The sequence below is a fragment of the Streptomyces sp. IMTB 2501 genome (assembly GCF_001953885.1).
Classification (GTDB): domain Bacteria; phylum Actinomycetota; class Actinomycetes; order Streptomycetales; family Streptomycetaceae; genus Streptomyces.
This window is the reverse complement of record NZ_MQUS01000008.1, coordinates 257,632-275,276: the sequence shown is the minus strand read 5'-3', so window position 1 is coordinate 275,276 and position 17,645 is coordinate 257,632. Positions and strand designations below refer to the sequence as shown.

General features: G+C 70.0%; 16 protein-coding genes and 1 other RNA gene. 12 read left to right on the top strand and 5 right to left on the bottom strand.

Annotated elements, in window-relative coordinates; translation table 11 throughout:
* Positions 1–2 precede the first annotated feature (2 nt).
* From AV521_RS16830 to AV521_RS16820, 3 genes are all read left to right on the top strand, one after another.
* Complete coding sequence (locus tag AV521_RS16830) at positions 3–1,229, top strand: serine/threonine-protein kinase (RefSeq protein WP_076089113.1); 1,227 nt, start codon at positions 3–5, stop codon at positions 1,227–1,229.
* Positions 1,230–1,290: 61 nt separating this feature from the next.
* Positions 1,291–2,397 (top strand): peptide chain release factor 2, encoded by a 1,107-nt coding sequence (gene prfB, locus AV521_RS16825; RefSeq protein ID WP_076089111.1) that lies wholly within the window; start codon positions 1,291–1,293, stop codon positions 2,395–2,397.
* A gap of 298 nt (positions 2,398–2,695) precedes the next feature.
* Complete coding sequence (locus tag AV521_RS16820; protein WP_076089109.1) at positions 2,696–3,664, top strand: hypothetical protein; 969 nt, start codon at positions 2,696–2,698, stop codon at positions 3,662–3,664.
* Positions 3,665–3,758: 94 nt separating this feature from the next.
* On the opposite strand, the gene AV521_RS16815 is transcribed toward AV521_RS16820, so the two are convergent.
* Complete coding sequence (locus AV521_RS16815) at positions 3,759–3,950, bottom strand: hypothetical protein (protein WP_023550109.1); 192 nt, start codon at positions 3,948–3,950, stop codon at positions 3,759–3,761.
* Positions 3,951–4,185: 235 nt separating this feature from the next.
* Between AV521_RS16815 and ftsE the strand changes: the two genes are divergently transcribed.
* The 5 genes from ftsE to ssrA all read left to right on the top strand — a co-directional run bounded on the left by ftsE (position 4,186) and on the right by ssrA (position 8,113).
* On the top strand, positions 4,186–4,875 hold the full coding sequence (ftsE, locus tag AV521_RS16810) for a cell division ATP-binding protein FtsE (protein WP_076089107.1): 690 nt from the start codon (positions 4,186–4,188) through the stop codon (positions 4,873–4,875).
* 34 nt (positions 4,876–4,909) lie between these two features.
* Complete coding sequence (gene ftsX, locus AV521_RS16805) at positions 4,910–5,827, top strand: permease-like cell division protein FtsX (protein ID WP_076089105.1); 918 nt, start codon at positions 4,910–4,912, stop codon at positions 5,825–5,827.
* A gap of 67 nt (positions 5,828–5,894) precedes the next feature.
* Complete coding sequence (locus AV521_RS16800; RefSeq protein WP_079249270.1) at positions 5,895–7,067, top strand: S41 family peptidase; 1,173 nt, start codon at positions 5,895–5,897, stop codon at positions 7,065–7,067.
* Positions 7,068–7,163: 96 nt separating this feature from the next.
* On the top strand, positions 7,164–7,643 hold the full coding sequence (smpB, locus tag AV521_RS16795) for an SsrA-binding protein SmpB (protein WP_076089101.1): 480 nt from the start codon (positions 7,164–7,166) through the stop codon (positions 7,641–7,643).
* Positions 7,644–7,744: 101 nt separating this feature from the next.
* Positions 7,745–8,113, top strand: a transfer-messenger RNA (tmRNA) gene (gene ssrA, locus AV521_RS16790).
* Between the two features lie 100 nt (positions 8,114–8,213).
* Here ssrA and AV521_RS16785 read toward each other — a convergent pair.
* Positions 8,214–9,431 carry an MFS transporter gene (locus tag AV521_RS16785; RefSeq protein WP_076089099.1) on the bottom strand — a complete coding sequence of 406 codons (1,218 nt, stop codon included), beginning with the start codon at positions 9,429–9,431 and terminating at the stop codon, positions 8,214–8,216.
* Between the two features lie 84 nt (positions 9,432–9,515).
* On the opposite strand from AV521_RS16785, the gene AV521_RS16780 reads away from it, so the two are divergent.
* Positions 9,516–10,487 (top strand): LysR family transcriptional regulator, encoded by a 972-nt coding sequence (locus AV521_RS16780; RefSeq protein WP_076089097.1) that lies wholly within the window; start codon positions 9,516–9,518, stop codon positions 10,485–10,487.
* 69 nt (positions 10,488–10,556) lie between these two features.
* On the opposite strand, the gene AV521_RS16775 is transcribed toward AV521_RS16780, so the two are convergent.
* The 3 genes from AV521_RS16775 to AV521_RS16765 form a co-directional block, all read right to left on the bottom strand.
* On the bottom strand, positions 10,557–11,642 hold the full coding sequence (locus tag AV521_RS16775; RefSeq protein WP_076089095.1) for an ABC transporter substrate-binding protein: 1,086 nt from the start codon (positions 11,640–11,642) through the stop codon (positions 10,557–10,559).
* A 70-nt stretch (positions 11,643–11,712) separates the two neighbouring features.
* Positions 11,713–12,591 carry an ABC transporter permease gene (locus AV521_RS16770; protein ID WP_076089093.1) on the bottom strand — a complete coding sequence of 293 codons (879 nt, stop codon included), beginning with the start codon at positions 12,589–12,591 and terminating at the stop codon, positions 11,713–11,715.
* Entirely contained in the window at positions 12,588–13,448 is an 861-nt protein-coding gene (locus AV521_RS16765) for an ABC transporter ATP-binding protein (RefSeq protein WP_076089091.1), read from the bottom strand. The genes AV521_RS16770 and AV521_RS16765 overlap by 4 nt, the downstream gene beginning before the upstream one ends.
* Positions 13,449–13,684: 236 nt before the next feature.
* Here AV521_RS16765 and AV521_RS16760 point away from each other — a divergent pair, with 236 nt between their 5' ends.
* The 3 genes from AV521_RS16760 (at position 13,685) to AV521_RS16750 (ending at position 17,587) form a co-directional block, all read left to right on the top strand.
* The gene (locus tag AV521_RS16760) at positions 13,685–15,337 is read left to right on the top strand and encodes a sensor histidine kinase (protein WP_256725570.1); all 1,653 of its coding nucleotides are present in this window, start codon (positions 13,685–13,687) and stop codon (positions 15,335–15,337) included.
* On the top strand, positions 15,337–16,026 hold the full coding sequence (locus AV521_RS16755; RefSeq protein WP_076089089.1) for a response regulator: 690 nt from the start codon (positions 15,337–15,339) through the stop codon (positions 16,024–16,026). Before AV521_RS16760 ends, AV521_RS16755 begins: the two co-directional genes overlap by 1 nt.
* Positions 16,027–16,195: 169 nt before the next feature.
* Positions 16,196–17,587: a NarK/NasA family nitrate transporter gene (locus AV521_RS16750; RefSeq protein ID WP_076089087.1), complete on the top strand. Its 1,392-nt coding sequence runs from the start codon at positions 16,196–16,198 to the stop codon at positions 17,585–17,587.
* Positions 17,588–17,645 lie beyond the last annotated feature (58 nt).

Sequence of the window (17,645 nt, the reverse complement as noted above, 5' to 3'; positions counted from 1 at the left end):
TCTTGGCACGGAAGATCGGCAGCCGGTACACCGCGAACCAGATCCTGGGGCGGGGCAGCGCCGGCACGGTGTGGCTGGGCGAGGGACCCGAGGGCCCCGTCGCCGTCAAGCTGCTGCGTGAGGACCTCGCCTCCGACGAGGAGCTCGTCGGACGCTTCGTCCAGGAGCGCACCGCGCTGCTCGGCCTGGAGCACCCGCACATTGTCACCGTGCGCGATCTGGTCGTCGACGGCAACGACCTGGCCCTGGTCATGGACCTGGTGCGCGGCACCGATCTGCGGACCCGTCTGGAGCGCGAGCGGCGGCTCGCCCCCGAGGCGGCCGTGGCGATCGTCGCCGACATCGCCGACGCGCTGGCGGCGGCCCACGCGGCCGGGGTCGTCCACCGGGACGTCAAGCCCGAGAACGTCCTCCTCGACATGCAGGGCCCGCTCGGCCCCGGCGGCGCCCACCCCGCCCTGCTCACCGACTTCGGCGTCGCCAAGCTGATCGACTCACCGAAGCGGACCCGCGCCACGAAGATCATCGGCACGCCGGACTACCTGGCCCCCGAGATCGTCGAGGGCCTGCCACCGCGGGCCTCCGTGGACATCTACGCCCTCGCGACGGTGCTGTACGAGCTGCTGGCCGGCTTCACCCCCTTCGGCGGCGGGCACCCGGGAGCGGTGCTACGACGGCACGTCACGGAGACGGTCGTCCCCCTCCCCGGCATCCCCGAGGAGCTGTGGCAGCTGCTCGTGCAGTGCCTGGCCAAGGCGCCCGCGTCCCGGCTGCGCGCCTCGGAGCTGGCGGCGCGGCTGCGCGAGCAGCTGCCGACGCTGGCCGGGATGCCGCCGCTGGACGTGGACGAGCCGGACCTCTCCGAGGAGGAGGCCGAGGAGTCCGGGCCGGCGGACGCGCCGACGGGCGAGCCGGTACGCCGGCGGGGCGCGGTGTCCCTCGTCCCCGGAGCCAAGCCGGACTCCAACCGGGACACGCACACGTCGATGCGGGTGCCCGGGGCGGACGAGCTGGCGGGCGGTGCGCACGGGACGGCCCGCGCTCCCCGGACCGCAGGCGCGCCACGGCCGGGCTCGGCCAAGCATCGGGCGACGGTACGACGGCGCCGGATCACGCTGGGCGTGGCCGGGCTGGCCGTGGCGGCCGTCGTGGGCGTCGGCGCGTACCTGGCCTCTTCCGGTGGCGACGGCGGCCCGGCGCAGGACACCCACAGCACATCGACCCCCTGAGGGCACCCTCCGCGGTGCAGCACGGCCCAGGTCGGTTGCCACAGCCGTTACGCTTGAAGGCGTGGCAGTCGTCGATGTATCCGAAGAGCTGAAGTCCCTCTCCTCGACCATGGAGTCGATCGAGGCCGTCCTGGACCTCGACACGTTGAGGGCAGACATCGCCGTGCTCGAGGAGCAGGCGGCCGCGCCGTCCCTCTGGGACAACCCGGACGAGGCGCAGAAGATCACCAGCAAGCTCTCCCACCTCCAGGCCGAGGTCAGGAAGGCGGAGGCGCTGCGCGGCCGGATCGACGATCTCGCCGTCCTCTTCGAGATGGCCGAGGAGGAGGACGACCCGGACACCCGCGCCGAGGCCGAGTCCGAGCTGGCCGCGGTGCGGAAGTCGCTGGACGAGATGGAGGTCCGCACCCTTCTGTCCGGCGAGTACGACTCCCGTGAGGCGCTGGTCAACATCCGCGCCGAGGCCGGTGGCGTCGACGCCGCCGACTTCGCCGAGAAGCTGCAGCGCATGTACCTGCGCTGGGCCGAGCAGCGCGGCTACAAGACCGAGCTCATCGAGACGTCGTACGCCGAAGAGGCCGGCATCAAGTCGACCACCTTCTCCGTCCAGGCGCCGTACGCCTACGGCACCCTGTCCGTCGAGCAGGGCACGCACCGTCTCGTGCGGATCTCGCCCTTCGACAACCAGGGCCGCCGTCAGACCTCCTTCGCGGGTGTCGAGGTGCTCCCGGTCGTCGAGCAGTCCGACCACGTCGAGATCGACGAGTCCGACCTGCGCATCGACGTCTACCGGTCCTCCGGCCCCGGGGGCCAGGGCGTCAACACGACCGACTCCGCGGTCCGCATCACGCACCTCCCGACCGGCATCGTGGTCTCCTGCCAGAACGAGCGCTCGCAGATCCAGAACAAGGCCACGGCCATGAACGTCCTCCAGGCCAAGCTGCTGGAGCGCCGCCGGCAGGAGGAGCAGGCCAAGATGGACGCCCTCAAGGGCGACGGCGGCAACTCCTGGGGCAACCAGATGCGTTCGTACGTGCTGCACCCGTACCAGATGGTGAAGGACCTGCGCACCGAGTTCGAGGTCGGCAACCCCGAGGCCGTGTTCAACGGCGAGATCGACGGCTTCCTGGAGGCCGGTATTCGCTGGCGCAAGCAGCAGGAGAAGTAACTTTGTCGACATGACAACTGCCGCCCGAGAGGCGGCAGTTTGTCTTTTGTCTGGGTTTTACATCACACTCACAGGCTTCAACTCACCCCAAACGATCACTCAAGGGACAATGCGCCCGCAACGGCCTTGACGTTGCTTTGAAAAATCGGAAGGGTGACACGCGGCATGCGTACTTAAAGGGGCGCATGTGAACCGGGGGAATGAGTTGACGCGGACTTCGTCACCGGCTGCCTCCCGTCGATCACGGCAACGCCCCACGCCGCCTCATTGACGAACAGCTACTGGGGGTAGCAACCATATGACGAAGAAGACGCGGATCCGGGTCGCGCGGATAGCCGCGGGCACCGTGATCGCGGCCGGTGCGTCACTGACCGCCGCCGGCGCGGCCTCCGCCGCGGGCATCGATGTCCAGGCCGGCCCGATCAACCTGGGCGTGCACACGAACGCCGGGGACGACGGCGGCACCGACGGCGGCTGCCCGATCGCCATCTGCACCACCGACGGCGGCACCAACGGCACCGGCGGCTCCACCACCGGTGGCGACGCTTCCACCGGCGGTACCACCACCGGCGGTACCAGCACCACTGGCGGTACCGGCACCACCGGTGGCACCGGCACCACGGGCGGTGACGCCTCCACCTCCGGTGACGTCACCATTGGCGGTGTCATCGGCGGCGGCACGACCGGCGGTGACAATGGCAACACCGGTGGCGGCAACGGCAACGGTGGTGACAACGGCAACACCGGCGGCGGTAACGGTACCGGTGGCGATGCCTCTACCGGCGGCTCCACCACTGGCGGCTCCACCACTGGCGGTTCTACCACCGGCGGTTCTACCACCGGCGGTTCTACCACCGGCGGTTCCACCACTGGCGGTTCCACCACTGGCGGCTCCAGCACTGGCGGCTCCAGCACGACCGGTGGTTCGAGCAGCACCGGTGGCTCCAGCACGACCGGCGGCTCCAGCAGCACCGGTGGTTCGAGCAGCACCGGTGGTTCGAGCAGCACCGGTGGCTCCTCCAGCACCGGTGGCAACAACGACACCCCTCAGGGCGGCAACAACAACGCCACCCAGGACCAGGGCTCCTCGGCCCTCACCGACACGGGCTCCGACAACAAGAGCCAGGGTCACGGCAAGCAGCTCGCCGAGACCGGTGCCGGCGAGACCATGTTCCTGGTGATCGGTGCCGCGACGATGATCGCCGGCGGCATCGGCTTCCGTGTCCTGCCGCGGCTGGTGAACGGCCGGGGCGGCGCGGCCGCCTGAGCGTAGCCGTACGGTCACGCAGCGCGCCTGATGTGCAAACCGAAGGGCCCGGAGCTTGGCGCTCCGGGCCCTGACGGGTTTCTGGGGGCTCTTCTTACGCGGTCTGGTGCGCCAGCAGCGCCACCGCGGCGATCAGCACCGCCAGCAGCGCGATCAGCGCCATCGGGTTCACCCCGCCCAGAAAACCCTCTTGCTGCAGTCGCTCGCGGTTGGCACGGCACACCGGGCACCGGCCCTCGCTCACGGGCGCCGCGCAGTTCGCGCACACCAACCGGTCGTACGTCATGCGGTCGCCCTCCTTGCTCCGGCCATAACTCGTACAACGCTCACAGGAACGAGAACGTTCCCCCTCCACTGTGCCAGGTTCGCGCAAGCCCCGCGCGGGCCTCCGGAGAGCGGGGCGACATCAGGAGCAGGTACAAAAACGACAAGCCTGCCCCAACCTCGACCTGCGACTGCACTTGCACACCCGGTTCGCGTATGGTCACGCTCATCTACCCCCGGCGACCCGTGGTGCATCCGTGATCCGATTCGACAACGTCTCCAAGGTCTACCCCAAGCAGACCCGCCCCGCACTCAGGGATGTCTCCCTGGAGGTGGACAAGGGCGAGTTCGTCTTCCTCGTGGGGTCCTCCGGCTCCGGAAAGTCCACCTTCCTGCGGCTCATCCTCCGCGAGGAGCGGTGCAGCCACGGACAGGTGCACGTGCTGGGCAAGGACCTCGCACGCCTCTCCAACTGGAAGGTGCCCCAGATGCGCCGCCAGCTGGGGACGGTGTTCCAGGACTTCCGGCTCCTGCCGAACAAGACCGTCGCGGAGAACGTGGCCTTCGCCCAGGAGGTCATCGGCAAGTCCCGCGGCGAGATCCGCAAGTCCGTGCCGCAGGTGCTCGACCTCGTCGGGCTCGGCGGCAAGGAGGAGCGGATGCCCGGCGAGCTGTCCGGTGGTGAGCAGCAGCGCGTGGCCATCGCGCGGGCCTTCGTCAACCGGCCCAAGCTGCTCATCGCCGACGAGCCCACCGGCAACCTCGACCCGCAGACCTCCGTCGGCATCATGAAGCTGCTCGACCGGATCAACCGGACGGGCACCACCGTCATCATGGCGACACACGATCAGAACATCGTGGACCAGATGCGCAAGCGCGTCATCGAGCTGGAGAAGGGCCGCCTCGTCCGCGACCAGGCCCGCGGCGTCTACGGCTACCAGCACTAAGCAAGTTCACGACGGAAAGGCTCGACCAGACGCCATGCGCGCCCAGTTCGTCCTGTCGGAGATCGGTGTCGGTCTCCGCCGCAATCTGACGATGACCTTCGCCGTCATCGTCTCCGTCGCCCTGTCCCTGGCCCTCTTCGGCGGCTCGCTGCTGATGAGCGACCAGGTGAGCACCATGAAGGGCTACTGGTACGACAAGGTCAACGTCTCGATCTTCCTGTGCAACAAGCACGACGCCGACTCGGACGTCAACTGCGCCAAGGGCGCGGTCACCCAGGACCAGAAGAACCAGATCCTGCACGACCTGCGCGCGATGCCGGTCGTGGAGAAGGTGTCCTACGAGTCGCAGGACGAGGCGTACAAGCACTACAAGGAGCAGTTCGGCAACTCTCCGCTGGCCAGCTCGCTGACGCCGGACCAGATGCAGGAGTCGTACCGGATCAAACTCAAGGACCCGCAGAAGTACCAGGTCATCGCGTCGGCCTTCAACGGGCGCGCCGGTGTGCAGTCCGTGCAGGACCAGAAGGGCATCCTGGACAACCTCTTCACACTGCTGAATCTGATGAACCGGGGCGCGCTCGGCGTGATGGCGATGATGCTGATCGTCGCCCTGCTGCTGATCATCAACACCGTGCGCGTCTCGGCGTTCAGCCGTCGGCGCGAGACCGGGATCATGCGCCTGGTCGGTGCCTCGGGCTTCTACATCCAGGCGCCGTTCATCGCCGAGGCCGCGGTCGCCGGACTCATCGGCGGCGGGCTCGCCTGCGTGGCCCTGGTGGTCGGCCGGTACTTCACCATCGACCACGGCATGGACCTCTCCCACCACCTCACGCTCATCAACTTCGTGGGCTGGAACGCGGTGTTGACCAAGCTGCCGCTGATCCTCGCCACGAGCGTGCTGATGCCGTCGCTGGCGGCATTCTTCGCGCTGCGCAAGTACCTGAAGGTGTGACGCATACCAAGAGGGCCGTACGGACATCCGGCCGTACGGCCCTTCGCCTTGTCCTAGACTCACGGCCATGTCAGGCCGAGACCGGTTCTCTCAGCCCCGCCGCACTCGCCGCGGGGCCGCCCTGACATTGGTCTTCGCCGGAGTCCTGGTCACCGGCGCCGCGACCGGCTCCTTCCCGGAGCCCGACGCCACCGCGCGGAAGGCCGCCGTCGGCCCGGCGCCCACGGCCACCCGGCACGAGGACGTCCAGAAGGCCGCCGCCGAGGCGATGGCCGACGGCAAGTCCCCGATGGAGGCCGCCGAGCGGGCCGTGAGCCGCAGCGGGGACCGCTGGGGCGCCGTCTACTCCGAAGGCGAGTACCAGGAGTTCCAGGAGTCCCTCGACGGCCGGTACACCGGCGTCGGACTGTGGGCGGCACGCGCGCGGGACGGCCGGATCGAGGTGACCAAGGTGCAGCCCGGGTCGCCGGCCGCCGAGGCCGGGATCCGCACGGGCGACCGGCTGCGCAGCGTCGACGGCAGCAAGGTCGACGGACGGCCGGTCACCGAGGTCGTCTCCCTGCTGCGCGGCGACGCCGACGACGCGGCCGCCGGTACGACCGTCACCGTGGGCCTGGAACGTGGCACGCGCGTGTGGACCGAGAGACTGCGCCGGGCGAGCCTGTCCACCGACTCCGTCACCGAGCGCAGACTGACCGGCGGGGTCACCGTCGTCAAGATCGCCGCGTTCACCAAGGGCTCCGGCGACGCCGTGCGGGCCGCGCTGCGGCAGGCCCCGGCCGACGCCGGGGTCGTCCTCGACCTGCGCGGCAACTCCGGCGGCCTGGTGACCGAGGCGGTGGAGACCGCCTCCGCCTTCCTCGACGGCGGCCTGGTCGCCACCTACGACGTCGACGGCGCCCCGCGCTCCCTGCACGCCGACCCCGGCGGCGACACCTCCCGGCCCCTGGTCGTCCTGGTCGACGGTGGCACGATGAGCGCGGCCGAGATGCTCACCGGGGCGCTGCAGGACCGGGGCCGCGCGGTGGTGATCGGTTCGCGCACCTTCGGCAAGGGCTCCATCCAGATGCCGACCACGCTGCCCGACGGCTCGGTGGCCGAGCTGACCGTCGGCCACTACCGCACCCCCTCGGGCCATGCGGTCGACGGCCGGGGCATCACCCCGGACCTGGACGCGGGCCAGGAGGACGCCCTGCAGCGGGCGGAGACGGTCCTCACCGGCCTGGGTGACCCCTCGTAGTCATGCGTGGGCCTTGCGGTCCCTCTCGGTCCTTCTTGGCCTCGTGTTAATCGGCTGTACGCACAGCCCCTCCGTAGTGCCAAAATGGTCGGCACTATGGCTAAGGAAAAAGGGCGCAAGCTGATCGCGCAGAACAAGAAGGCGCGGCATGACTACCACATCCTCGACACCTACGAGGCCGGTCTGGTCCTCATGGGCACCGAGGTGAAGTCACTGCGCCAGGGACGGGCCTCGCTGGTCGACGGCTTCGTCCAGCTGGACGGCCACGAGGCGTGGCTGCACAACGTGCACGTCCCCGAGTACAGCCAGGGCACCTGGACCAACCACAGCGCCCGCCGCAAGCGGAAGCTGCTTCTGCATCGCGTGGAGATCGAGAAGCTGGAGTCCAAGTCCCAGGAGACGGGTCACACGATCGTGCCCCTCGCCCTGTACTTCAAGGACGGCCGGGCCAAGGTCGAGATCGCGCTGGCGAAGGGCAAGAAGGAGTACGACAAGCGCCAGACCCTGCGCGAGCAGCAGGACCGCCGCGAGGCGGACCGGGCCATGGCGTCGGCGCGCAGGCGTCAGCGCGGCTAGGCCGGTCGGTGGGAATACGCTGGCACGGGCCCGCGTTGTTCCCGTACGATGGCACCAGCACCGGACGCGAGCGGCCGGTGTGCACCTTGAGAAATCAACATGGGGATGATCGGTTTCGACAGCGGCTGTCGAAGCAGGGGAAGCGTGTCGAGGAAGCGGCCATGATCTCGTAAACCACAGGCCGAAACAAATAATCGCCAACACCAAGCGCGATTCCTTCGCCCTCGCTGCCTAAGTAGCGACTTGCGAAGTGTCAGCCCGGGGCTGTTCCCGACCCGGATCCTGGCATCAGCTAGGGAACTAAACCTTGATCCCGGTCACGGGGTGAAAAGGGAAACCAAACAGTGACTGAGCCCGTCGGCGACTTGTTCGCGTGATTGCCGGGGCTGAGAAAAGCGCAGCGAACTGCACACGGAGAAGCCCTGGTTCCGCACCGTTGGACGCGGGTTCGATTCCCGCCATCTCCACGAGCCCCTCCGGGGGCACCCCATGTGGGCGAAGGCCCCGCCGCTTCAAGCGGCGGGGCCTTACGTCTGTTCGCGGGCCGCAGCAGCCGCAGCCTCCGTACGGCTACGAGTCCCGCTGACCCGAGGGCCGCAGTACGGCCGCCGTGCCGATGGCCAGCGCCGTGCCGGCTGCCGCGACCGGTACGGCGAAGCCCGATCCCGGTGCGGTGTGCTGGGCCGCCCAGCCGCCGATCGCCGAGCCGCAGGCGATCCCGGTCAGCAGCCCGGTGACGGCGAGGCTCATGCCCTCGTTGAGGCATCCCTCGGGGGTACGGCGCTGAACGAGCGTCATCGCGGTCACCATGGTCGGCGCGGTGGCCATGCCCGCGACCAGCAGGGCGGCGGCCAGCGCGATCAGGGACCCGGTGCCGCGGGCGGCGAGCAGCGGCAGGGTCATCAGTGCCGTCATCGCGGCCAGACACCAGGGATGCCGTCGCTCGGCCGGTCCGGTCGGCCGCAGCGCGCCGTACAGCAGGCCCGCCGCGCACGAGCCCGCCGCCTGCAGGGCGAGGACCAGTCCGGCCGCCGACCGGTGCCCGTGCGCGTCGGCGTACGCGATGGTGACGACCTCCATGGACCCGAAGACGGCACCGGTGGCGACGAATCCGGCGAGCAGCGCGGGAAACCCGGCCGCCCGCAGCGGCCCCTTCCCCCGGGCCCGCCGCTGGACCGGCGGTTCGGTCGACCGCTGCCCGGCGAACAGCAGCATGCCCGTGAGCAGCAGCACCGCACCGACGAGTGTGCCGGCCTCGGGGAAGAACGTGCCGGTCAGGAAGGACGCGAGCACCGGGCCGAGCATGAAGCACAGTTCGTCGGCGGCCTGCTCGAAGGAGTTCGCGGTGTGCAGTGCCTCGGGGTCCTCCCGCAGCAGATGGGCCCAGCGGGCGCGGGACAGGCCGCCGATGTTGGGGGTGGTGGCGGTGAGGACGTAGGCGGCGAACAGGGTCCAGTCGGGGGCGCCGTAGCGCACGCACAGCAGCAGCGCGAGGCTGCCGAGCACGGAGGCGAGTGTGGCCGGTACGGCGACGCGGGCCTGCCCGTGCCGGTCCACGAGCCGCGCGACCCAGGGCCCGGCCAGCGCGGTCGCCGCGAGACCGGTGGCGGTGACGGCACCGGCCAGGGCGTACGAGCCCCGGGAACCGGCGATCATCACGACCGCGCTGACGCTGAACATGCCCATGGGGAGACGGGCGAGCAGGTTGCCGGCGGTGAAGGCACGGGTTCCGGGGAGGCTGAAGAGGCGGCGGTAGACGGGAGTTGTCGCTGATATGGGCGCGGGCATGTCCCCACCCTCGCCCGGAGTGGATCACCGGGTCCAACACCTTCTCCGTACCTATTCACGCACCCGCGTTGTAAATTCACCGCCATGCCGGCCCCCTCCGCCATAGACCCCCGGCTCCTGCGCGCCTTTCTCGCCGTCGCCGAGGAGCTCCACTTCACCCGCGCCGCCGCCCGTCTGTACGTCGCCCAGCAGGCGCTCAGCCGGGACGTACGGCGGCTGGAACGGGAGCTGGGCGCGGAGCTGTTCGTCCGTACGACCCGGCAGGTGACGCTGACGGCGGACGGCGAACGCCTGCTGCCGCTCGCGCGCCGCGTGCTCACCGCCCAGGACGAGCTCCTCGCCTCCTTCGGCCAGGCCCGCCCCCTGCTCGTGGACCTCAACTCCGCGGGCCTGGTCACCGGCCGCCGCGTCCTGCACCGGGCCCGCGAACTCGCCCCCGACGGCGAGCTGATGGCCCGCTACGAGAGCGGTCTGACCGGAGCCGCCGCCGAGCTGCTGGCCGGCCGGCTGGACGCCTCCTTCGGCCGTTTCGCCGGCCTGGACCCGGCGGTGCGGTCGGGGCTGGAGCAGCAACCGGTGCGCTTCGAGCCCATGGCCGTCGTACTTCCCGAAGACCATCCGCTGGGCGCCCGAGCGGAGGTGCCGCTGGCCGCGCTGGCCGGTGAGACCGTGTACGCCGGCGCCGGGAACCCGCGTACCCGGGAGTGGACGGATCTGGCGTGCCGGCTCTTCGAGGGGCGCGGCATCCGGCTCGCCCCGCCCCTCCCGCTCGCCGTCGGCGACGAGGAGTTCGAGCGGATCATGGGCAAGACACGTCATCCGGTGCTGGCCGTGGTGGACTTTCCGGCTCTGCCCCGCACGGTGCGCCGGCCCCTCGTCGAGCCCGTCCCGCTGTCACCGGTCTCCCTGGTGTGGCGCAAGGGCCTGGTCCATCCCGGGCTGGACGCGCTGCGCCGGGCGGCGCGAGAGGCCGCGGAGGCGGAGGGCTGGCTGCGACGGCCGGGCGGGAGCTGGATCCCGGAGGCGGACGAGACGGCGATGACGGCCCGGCAGTGATGTGCTCACGGCACGGGGCCGCCCGGGTCGTGAGCACCCGGGCGGCCCCGTGCGGGCGTGTGCCGCGGATCAGCCCGCCGAACCCGCCGGTGCCGTCTTGGTGGTGAGGCCTTCCTTCTTGTTGGCCGCGAGGGCGAAGTCATTGGTGAACGTCGTGCCGAGGTCGACCTTCGAGGTGGCGTGGCCGACCAGTTCCTCCGTGGCGAGGACGTTCTTCGGGCCGCCCGCCGGCATGATGCCGTCCGGGAGGAACTGCCCCTTGTCCTGGGTCAGGGCCGCGATGTAGTCGGCCTTGGTCACGAGCTGGTTCTGCACGAACGACTGCGGCAGCTTGTCGGCGATGTCGGCCGCGCTGTGCGTGTTGATCCAGTGCATGGTGGCCACGAGCGCGTCGACGACCTTCTGGGCCGCGTCCTTGTGCGAGTTGACCCAGTCGGTACGGGCGATGACACCCGCGGCGGGCCAGGCACCGCCGGTCGCCACCGTGGCTCCCTGGGTGGTGGCCACGTCGACCGCGGAGTAGCCGATGCCCTTCTTCTGGATCGCGGCGACCGTCGGCTGTGTCGTCATCACGCAGGCGACCTTGCCGTTCTGCAGCGCGGCGATGGCGGTGGAGCCCGCGCCGACCCCGATCCGGTGGAAGTCGCTGGTCTTGATGCCCTTCTTGGCCGCCAGGAACTGGGTGAGGGTGTCGGTGCCGGAGCCCAGGTCGGTCACGCCGAGCGTCTTGCCCCTGAAGTCGGCGGCCGAGTGCACGCCGCTCTTCGTGGCGCACATCTCCCGCTCGCCCGGTGCGCCGGACAGCTGGACGATGTCCTCGACCGCCTTGCCCTTCACCTGGAAGTCGATCGTGTGGTTGTACCAGGCGCCGGCCATGTCCACCTGACCCGAGGCCATGGCGTCCTCGGCACCGGTCCCGCCGTCCTGCTCGGTGCTCAGCGTGACGTCGACGCCGTACTTCTTGTAGAAGCCGAGGTTCTGGGCGAGCTGGAACGGCAGGTAGATCTGCTTGTCGATGCCGCCGACCATGAGCCTGACGTTCGGGGTGCCGCCGGAGCCGCCCGAACCGGAGCTGCCGGAGCTGCTGGAACACGCGGTGGCCGCGCCGAGGGACAGGACGGTGACGAGCGATGCGGTGAGGGTTCTCTTGAACATGGCGGCTCTTTCGTTCACGGGACGGGGGAAGCGGAGAGGGAAGCGGAAGGGGGGATCAACGGGGAGGTGATCAGAGGGAGTTGGCCTCGGAGGGGGCCGGCGGACGCCAGGCCAGCAGACGGTGTTCGAGCTTGCCGATCAGCCACTCCGCGCCCAGCACGATGACCGCGATGACGAGCATCGTCGCGAACACGCCGTTGGGGTCGAAGTTGTTCTGCGCGGTCTTGATGACCAGACCCAGTCCGCTCTGCGCGCCGAGCACCTCGCCGACCAGCGCGCCGACGATGGCGAAGCCGAACGCGCTGTGCAGGCTGGCGATGATCCAGGTGAGCGCGGAGGGCACGATGACGTGCCGGATGATCTGCAGCTGGGAGGCGCCGAGCACCCGGGCGTTGGCCAGGATGTTGCGGTCGACCTCGCGGACGCCCTGGAAGGCGTTGAAGAAGACGATGAAGAACACCAGCACCGCGGCGAGCAGGATCTTCGGGGTCACGCCGATGCCGAAGGCGACGATGAAGATCGAGCCGAGGACGATCCGAGGGATCGCGTTCACCATCTTGATGTAGGGCCCGAGGACGTCGGACAGATAGCGGCTCTGGCCCAGTGCCACGCCGAAGACGACTCCGGCGACGGAACCGGCGGCGAAGCCGAGGAGCGCCTCCTGGATGGTGGTCCAGATGTTCGCGTAGAAGGAGCCGAACTCGGTGCCGTTCTGGAAGAGATCGATCAGCCGCTGCCAGATTCCGGACGGCTGCCCGAAGAAGAACGGGTCGACGATGCCCCAGGCGGTGAAGGCCTGCCAGCCGCCGATGACGAAGGCCGCGATGCCGATGCGGCCCGCCCACACCCGCATGACACGTCCCCGGGCGGCCCGCCTGGCGGCGGCCGCCGCCGAGTTCTGCCCGCTGCCTTTGGCCGGCGCGGCGGATGCGGTGGACGTCGTACTCATGCCGTGCCTCCTGCGGTGCGTGCGTACGCGCGCTCGACCTCTTCGCGCAGCGTTTCCCAGATCTGGTGCTGGAGTTCGATGAAGCGGGGCTGGAAGCGGATCTCCTGCACGGAGCCGCGCGGACGCGGCAGGTCGATGTCGAAGACCGCCTTGACCGACCCGGGGCTGGAGGTCATCACGACGACCCGGTCGGCGAGCGCCACGGCCTCGTCGAGGTCGTGGGTGATGAAGATGACGGACGGACGGATCTGCTCCCACAGGCCCAGCAGCTCGGTCGACATGATCGCCTTGGTCTGCACGTCCAGGGCGCCGAACGGCTCGTCCATGATCAGGATCTTGGGTTCGTTGATCAGGGCCGCGGCCATCGCCACGCGCTTGCGCATACCGCCGGAGAGCTGGTGCGGGTAGCGGTCCTCGAACCCGGCGAGGCCGACGCGGCGCAGCCAGTCCCGCGCCGAGGCCTGGGCCTGCTGCTTGGGCACGCCACGGAAGACCGGCCCCATCAGCACATTGCCGAGGACGGTCTTCCAGGGCAGCAGGGCGTCCGCCTGGAACATGAAGCTGACGCCGTCGGTGATGCCGTCCACCTCGCGGCCGCCGACCTTGACCGAGCCCTCGCTGGGCCGGTCGAGCCCGGACACCATGCCGAGCGTGGTCGACTTGCCGCAGCCGGTGGGGCCGACCACCGCGCAGAACTGGCCCGGCTCCACGGTGAACGACACGCCTTGCAGCGCCGTGAACACCTCACCGGCAGGGGTCAGGAATCGCTTGGTGAGCCCGGATATCTCGATGCGCGCGTCCTCGCGGTCGGCTGCGCCGGCGATGGGGCTCGTCGCGACATCGTTTCGCGAAGCCATGGGGGCCGTCTCCTTTCGCCCTCGGAGGTCGAGGTGAAGGCAGACGCTAGAAGCCACCGGCTGTTACGTCGCTGTTTCCGAGGTATCCCGCGATAGCCGCGTAAACCGGGGTTCTGCTCGTTCTGCTCAGTGATACGGGGGTGGGCAGAAATTCGGCCATCAGGCACAATCACGCCACCACGGGTCCGGCGCAGGGCCGGCCCGGCACCATCCAGAACAGGGGCGATGAGGCACCTGTGACACCCATCCGTATGCGGATCGGGCGCGGCGGGAGGGGGAGACTGTCCGCGCGGATCCTGGCCAGCCAGCTCGTCATCCTGGCGCTCACCGGCGTGATCGGATTCGTCCTGTTCGCCTTCGCGCAGCGCTCCGCACTCGATCGCACCTACGAGGAGCGGGCCGTCGCCATCGCCAAGACGACGGCCGCGGACCCGCAGATCCGGCGGGCCATGCAGGAGGGTGGGGGAGACGTGGTGCAGGCCGTCGCCGAACGCATCAGGCAGTCGTCGGGGGCGTCGTACGTCGTGGTGATCGACCTGCACGGCATCCGCCACTCGCACCCCATGCCGCAGCTGGTGGGGTCGCCGGTGACCGAGCCGATCGCGGTCCGCGACGGCCTCCCGCACGTCGGCACCGACCAGGGCGCGACCGGGCGCTCCGCCAACGGCAAGGTCCCGCTGTACGGGCCGACGGGCGAGCTGGTCGGCGAGGTGTCGGTGGGCATCCCGGAACACACGGTGCTCGGTGAGCTGTGGAGCGAACTGCCCACCTTCGCCGTGTACGCCACGATCGCCACGGCGCTCGGTTCCGCGGCCGCGTATCTGCTGGCCAGGCGGCTGAAGCGGATCACGTTCGGACTGGAGCTGGAGGAGATCGCCGGGCTGCTCCAGGACCGTGAGGCGATGTTGCACGGTATCCGCGAGGGCGTGCTCGCCTTCGCCCCGAACGGCAGGATCACGGTGGTGAACGACGAAGCCCGCCGTCTCCTCGGCCTCGGCACCGCGCTCGGCAGCACCCTGGCCGAGGTGCTGCCCGACGGACGGCTGCGCCGGGCCCTGGACGGGACCCTGACCGGCACCGACATCAGCGTGCTGACCGACGAGCACTGTCTGGTCGTCAACCGGATGCCGGTGACCCTGCGCGGGCGCGAACTGGGCGCGGTGGTGACCGTCCGCGACCGCACCGAACTGGTCGGGCTGCTGCGGGAGCTGGACTCCGTGCGCGGACTGACCGACGCGCTGCGGGCGCAGCAGCACGAGTTCACCAACCGCCTGCACACGCTCGCCGGGCTGCTGGACATCGGGGCCCACGACGACGCGTACGAGCTGGCCGTGGAGTCGGCCGGCGCCGGGCAGGCGCTCACCGAGGCCGTGCGGGGGCGGATCGGCAACCCGCTGATGGTCGGCCTGGTCGTGGCCAAGACCACCGTCGCCGCCGAACGCGGGGTGCGCGTCGTACTCGACGACGACTCCGCGCTGGGCGAGGACCCGCCGCATCTGCGCCGGCTGCTGACGATCGCCGGCAACCTGCTGGACAACGCCATCGACGCGGCGGGCGACGGGCCTGTCCCGCCGGGGGGACGCGCGGTCCGGCTCACGCTCACCGAGGACGCGGAAGGCACGACCGTACGGGTGGCGGACACGGGCCCCGGTATCCCGCCCGGCGCCGGCGAGTCGATCTTCGAGGACGGCTGGTCGACCCGGCCCGAGAGGGGCACCGCCCGGCGCGGTCTCGGTCTTGCCCTGGTCCACCGCCTGGTGACACGGCACGGCGGCGCGGTCACCGTCAGCGAGGGCCCGGGCGCGGTGTTCACCGTACGGCTGCCGGTTCCCGTACCGGCGGGCGAGGAACGTTTCACGAAGGCGCTGCCCGTGGGAGGTGACCGCTGATGATCCGCACCCTGGTCGTGGACGACGACTTCCGGGTCAGCCACATCCACTGCGACTACGTGTCCCGGGTCCAGGGCTACGAGGTGGTGGGCGAGGCGGCGAGCGTGACCGAGGCCCTGGCGGCGGCGCGCGACCTCCGCCCCGACCTGCTCCTCCTCGACATCTTCCTGCCCGACGGCAGCGGACTGGACGTCCTGCGGAGGCTCACCGGGGACGCGGGCGGCGCCCGCCCCGACGCCATCATGATCACCGCGGACCGGGACATCGCCTCGGTCCGCACCGCCATGAAACTCGGTGCCGTGGGCTACCTGGTCAAGCCCTTCGGCGCCGCCGACCTGGCCGAGCGGCTCACCTCGTACCGCGAACTCCAGCACCGTGTCGACACCCTCGGGGAGACCACGGACACCGAACAGGCCGATGTGGACGCCCTGTTCAGCGCGGTCCGGCCACCGGCCGTCCCCCGGGTGCCGGCCAAGGGCCACTCCGCGCCCACGCTCGCCCTCGTCCAGCAGGCCCTGCGCGCCGCGCACGGCGATCTGTCGGCCGCCGAGGCCGCGGAACTGACCGGCGTCTCCAGGGCCACGGCCCAGCGCTACCTGTCGTACCTCGTCAAGGAGGGCATGGTCCGGCTGATTCTGCGCTACGGCGCGACGGGCCGCCCGGAGCACCGGTACCGGATCGCCTCCTGAGGCCCCGGCGGCCTGCCCTCACCGGTCCGCCTCCCCGCGAGTGAGAGCAACGTTCCCTTCCGGTCACTCACAGCCACAGGCAGGAAACGCGCCCTCCCTACCTTCGGGCTCAGTCAGTCGATGGCAGGTCGACGGCAGACCGAGCAGCCGGAGCCCCCGTGGAGGCGTGATGACAGCCCCAGCCCCAACACCAGCCCCCTCAGCCCCAACCCGTCGCAGTGGCCGCTGGATCGAGCGCTGGGACCCGGAGGACGAGGGGTTCTGGAAGGCGACCGGGGAACGGATCGCCAACCGGAACCTGTGGTTCTCCGTCCTCTCCGAGCACATCGGCTTCTCGATCTGGACCCTGTGGTCCGTCCTCGTCCTGTTCATGGGCCCCAAGTACGGCCTCACCCCCGCCGACAAGTTCCTGCTGACCTCGATGGTCACCCTCGTCGGCGCCGTCGTACGCGTCCCCTACACCTTCGCCGTGGCCGTCTTCGGCGGCCGCAACTGGACGATCATCTCGGCGAGTCTGCTGCTCGTCCCGACGATCGCGGCCTACACGGTCATGGAGCCGGGGACGTCCTTCACCACGTTCCTGTGGGTCGGCCTGCTGGCCGGTATCGGCGGCGGCAACTTCGCCTCCTCCATGACCAACATCAACGCCTACTTCCCGCTGAAGAAGAAGGGCTGGGCGCTCGGCCTGAACGCGGGCGGCGGCAACATCGGCGTGCCCGTCATCCAGCTCGTCGCCCTCGCGGTCATCGGCGCCAGCGGCGGCCCGCGCCTGCTGCTGGGCATCTACATCCCGCTGATCGTCGTGGCCGCGGTGCTGGCCGCCCTCTTCATGGACAACCTGGCGACGGTGAAGAACGACACCGGCGCGGCCAAGGACGCCGTCAAGGACGCGCACACCTGGATCATGTCCTTCCTCTACATCGGGACGTTCGGGTCGTTCATCGGCTACAGCTTCGCCTTCGGGCAGGTGCTGACGATCCAGTTCGGGCGTACGCCGCTGCAGGCGGCCTACCTCACCTTCATCGGCCCACTGCTCGGCTCGCTGATCCGGCCGCTCGGCGGCCGGCTCGCCGACCGGTACGGCGGTGCCCGCATCACCCTGTGGAACTACGTCGCCATGGCCGCCGCGACCGCCGTCCTGATCGTCGCGAGCCAGCAGAAGTCGCTGGCGCTGTTCGTGAGCGTCTTCGTGGCGCTGTTCGTGCTCAGCGGCCTCGGCAACGGCTCGACGTACAAGATGATCCCCGGCATCTTCCAGGCAAAGGCCCTGGCCAAGGGCCTGGAAGGGGAGGAGGCCGTGGCTTACGGCCGCCGTCTGTCCGGCGCCTCGATGGGGCTCATCGGCGCGGTCGGCGCGCTCGGCGGGGTCGGCATCAACCTGGCCTTCCGCCAGTCCTTCCTCTCCTACGGCTCCGGCACCGGCGCGTTCGTCGCCTTCCTCGCCTTCTACGGCCTCTGCTTCGGGGTGACATGGGCCGTATACCTTCGGCGCCCGGCGAAGCAGGCTGCGACCATGGCTACACAGGAGACAAAACCGCAGCTCAGCTACGCGGAAGTGTGACGTAACACCGGTGCAATGAAGTCGAACCGAGCCTGTCATGCGCCGTTGACAGGCTCGT